Source organism: Janthinobacterium sp. HH106 (assembly GCF_001758725.1).
Taxonomy (GTDB): Bacteria; Pseudomonadota; Gammaproteobacteria; order Burkholderiales; family Burkholderiaceae_D; genus Janthinobacterium.
In genome coordinates this window covers 1-3,556 of record NZ_LRIC01000029.1, presented here as the reverse complement: position 1 = coordinate 3,556, position 3,556 = coordinate 1, and the positions used below count along the sequence as shown (strand labels likewise).

The following is a 3,556-nucleotide window of genomic DNA, read 5'->3' as shown; positions in this document are numbered from 1 at the left end:
CCAGAATCCCCCCGTGCCGCCGTGCTGCGGGGGATGCTCTTTACGTGGAACCGGCCGCGCGCTTGAGGCGCCGTTCCAGCCGTTCCATATCTTTCTTGACGCCGCACGACTCCGACAGGGCGCGGGCGCGCTTAAGCTGGGCCATGGCCGTTTCCGCTTGTGCCACCAGCGCCGGGGCGATGTCCGTGTCGTCCGCTTGATCGAGCACGGCGATCATGGCCAGGCCGGTGGCCTTGTGCAGCTTGGCGCGCGCCTGGTCAGGCGCATCGCTGCCGGCCGTCAGCTGCTCGACGGTGCCCAGCACCTGGGCCGCATGCTGCGGATCGGCGGCCAGCTTGCCGTGCAAGTAGCCCTCGGCAAATTCGTCCAGCATCAGGGTGGCGATGTCACGGCTGTAAGTCTCGGGCAGGGTGAATTTGTGCGCCAAAGCATATTCGGCCATGACCAGGGCGCGCGCGTACTCGCCGGTGTCGATGTGCCATACCAGCAAGGTGGCGAAGACGTCATCCTGGGCGCCCTTGCCGCCGGCCAGCACGCCGTCGATCCACTGCGCATAGTCGGGCAGCAAGGTGGCCTTGACCTCGATCTTGCGCTCGACGGACTGGATGGCTTTCAGGCGGCGGCGGTCGTCGGCCAGCTTGTAGAGCATCATTTCGTAGGCCGTGCCGGTGGTCACGCCTTGCGGCGCGGCGGCGCCGGCCGTGCGCTCGGCCAGCATGCGCGCGCGGTGGCGCAGGGCGGGGGACTGGTTGGCCATCACTTGTCTTTCAGTTCGATGTTTTCCACCAGCGCGGCCAGGCCCAAGTCTTCGATCACATAGGCGTCATTCGACGATTCGTAGTTTTCGATGCGGTCGCGCTTGGGCACGTCCTCGACGCGGCGGCGGCGCGCGCCTTCCTGGAAATAGATCGACAGATTGTCAAAACGCGTGATAAGGATGGCGTTGTCCGGGAAGTAGGGCACGCGCGCCGCCGGCAAGCCGCCGATACGTTTCTGGCTGATGATGATGTCGGCCGCCAGCGTTTCCGTGGGCGCCTGCTTGGCGTTGACCAATGGAAAATACTTGTCATTCAACAGCTTGCGCCCGACGATGGCCACCAGATTGGTGTCTTCCTGATACCACGGGTCCAGCAGGTTGACGGCATCCGTGACGGCCGCGTCCAGGTTGGCATAGTCGGCGCCGTCCACGTCGCCGATGATGACCTTGCCCGGCAAGCCGGCGGCGACCAGGCCCAGCACGCGCTCGGGCGCCAGCTCGCGCAGGTGCTGCAGCCAGCCCTTGTTGACGTCCTGCAGCAGTGGGTTGGCGTCCAGATCGGTGTCGGCCATGGCTTTCACACCATTGAAGCCGATGACGATGCGGTCCAGCGCCTGGCGTGTCAGGATGGCATTGGCCACGCGCGACTGGAAGTCGGGGAACTTGGCCCAGGAGTCCAGCTTGGCATAGTTCAGATGCGTGTCGAAGTTGGTCTGTTCGCAGCGGTACTTGGTGCCATCCAGGGTGGACAGATCGCGCGTCTTGCGTTCCTTGTCCTTGGTGTTGGTGCGGCCGGCAATCGGGCCGGACACGCCCAGGCCCAGCTTTTCGCCTTCCTGCTCGGTCACGCCGATGATGTTGACCTTCGACAGGAACTCGCTCGATTCCTGCATTTTCGTTTCCAGCTTTTGCTGCACGCTGGGCGTGACGCTGAAGGTCTTGGCCACGTTGTCCGTGTCGTTCAGTTGGCCCAGGCGGGTTTCATACTGGCCAAAGACCTGGCGCGTTTGCTTTTTCATGTATTGATGCTCCGTTGTTGAATGGGGGGAAGAAAGGGCGAGGGCGCTTAAAACTCGGTCTGCACGGCGCCGTCGTTGCCGGTGGCGGCCGGGCGGCGCGGGCCGTTGCCGGGCGCTTCGTCCATCTGCGCCTTGAAGGCGGCCAGCTCCTCCTGCGTGGCCTTCAAGGCAGTTTCGGTTTTTTCCAGGCGCGTCACGGTGCCTGCGTAGTTGTCGTTGACGGTGACGACGTGGCCGGCCAGCGCCTCGACGGCTTCGCTGATGTCGGCGAATTGCGCGGCGTCGGCGCCGGATTTATTCGAGAAGCGCGACAGCAGGTTTTTCACGGCGTCGGCCAGCTTGATGCCCTGCTCTTCGAATTCCAGCGTCACCTCGACGGCCGAGGTGAACAGGTTGGCGCTTTGCTGCTTGCGGCTGGCGGAGAATTTCAGTGCATCGGTGCCCAGGCTGGCGGGGCTGTCGGTGACGCCCAGGCCGACCAGGTAGGGCTGCGACGAGTCGGCAAAATCAGGCTGGATTTCCAGGCTGGTATAGAGCTTTTGTTTCGCCTTGTTGATGGCCACCAGTTCCGGCGTGGGTTCGATCTGCGCGAACAGGGCCAGTTTCTTGCCGCTGTCCGTGTCCACTTCCTCGGCTTTCACGGCGATCACGTCGCCGTAGGCCTTGAACTGGCTGTCGGGCAGGATGCCGCGAATGTGCTCGAGCCAGATGCGCGCGCCGTAGGTTTTCGGGTTATAGGTGGCGGCGATCTGCTCGATGGTGGCGCGGTCGATGTTGCGGCCGTCCGTGGTGGCGCCTTCGGTGGCGACGCGGAAGAATTTCGATTTGGACATGGTGGGCGTTCTCGGTTGATCGGATAACGCCATGGTCAACGTCTTGGCGCCGCGATTCAATGCGGTGCGGGTTGCTATGGGCCATAGCGACTTTTGCCTTTCCCCGCTCCGCGCGCGCGCGGCCTACGCTGGCGGCATGCTGACAATCGAGAAAACAAGCGAACAAACTTTCGACGAGAAAATCGCCGAACTGGCCGTGCCCGAGTCCGAGCCGCGCCGTGCCGCGCGCGCCCTGTACTGGAAGGGCTGGCGCATTTCGTCCATCGCCCGCCACTTAGGGATCAAGCGCACCACCATCAATAGCTGGAAAGAGCGCGACGAATGGGACAAGGCGCAGGCCATCGAGCACGTCGAGGCAGCGGCTGAGCTGCGCCTGGTGAAACTGATCGAAAAAGAGGTCAAGAGCGGCAGCGATTACAAGGAAATTGACCTGCTGATGCGCGCTATCGTGCAGGCGGCGCGCGTGCGCCGCTATGAGCAGCCGGGCGGCAACGAGGTCGATCTCAACCCCAAGCTGGCGAACCGCAATGCCGGCCCGAAGAAGAAGCCGACGCGCAACGATTTCAGCGAAGAACAGAAAATCCAGCTGCTCGACGCCTTCCAGGATTCGCTCTTCGATTACCAGAAAGTTTGGTATCGCAACGGCGACCAGCGTACGCGCGCCATCCTCAAGTCCCGCCAGATCGGCGCCACCTGGTACTTCGCGCGCGAGGCGCTGGCCGATGCCATGGCGACGGGCCGCAATCAGATTTTTCTGTCGGCTTCCAAGAGCCAGGCGCACGTTTTCAAGCAATACATCGTGCAATTCGCGCGCGAGGCCGCCGGCATCGAGTTGACGGGCGACCCCATCGTGCTGCCGAACGGCGCGCATCTGTACTTCCTGGGCACCAACGCGCGCACGGCGCAGGGCTACCACGGCAATTTCTACTTCGATGAATTCTTTTGGA

The 3,556-nt window shown here is 63.2% G+C and carries 4 protein-coding genes; 1 reads left to right on the top strand and 3 read right to left on the bottom strand.

Annotated elements, in window-relative coordinates:
- Nucleotides 1–40: 40 nt before the first annotated feature.
- Genes gpM through JAB8_RS12985 form a run of 3 tightly spaced genes read right to left on the bottom strand, consistent with a single transcriptional unit; the run spans nt 41 to nt 2,609 of the window.
- Nucleotides 41–757 (bottom strand): phage terminase small subunit, encoded by a 717-nt coding sequence (gpM, locus tag JAB8_RS12995; RefSeq protein WP_070289896.1) that lies wholly within the window; start codon nt 755–757, stop codon nt 41–43.
- Nucleotides 757–1,776: a phage major capsid protein, P2 family gene (locus JAB8_RS12990; protein WP_070289894.1), complete on the bottom strand. Its 1,020-nt coding sequence runs from the start codon at nt 1,774–1,776 to the stop codon at nt 757–759. Before JAB8_RS12990 ends, gpM begins: the two co-directional genes overlap by 1 nt.
- 47 nt (nt 1,777–1,823) lie before the next feature.
- Nucleotides 1,824–2,609: a GPO family capsid scaffolding protein gene (locus tag JAB8_RS12985; RefSeq protein WP_139143038.1), complete on the bottom strand. Its 786-nt coding sequence runs from the start codon at nt 2,607–2,609 to the stop codon at nt 1,824–1,826.
- Between the two features lie 136 nt (nt 2,610–2,745).
- On the opposite strand from JAB8_RS12985, the gene JAB8_RS12980 reads away from it, so the two are divergent.
- Nucleotides 2,746–3,556: terminase family protein (locus JAB8_RS12980; protein ID WP_217494222.1), on the top strand; the 811-nt coding region annotated here is incomplete at its 3' end.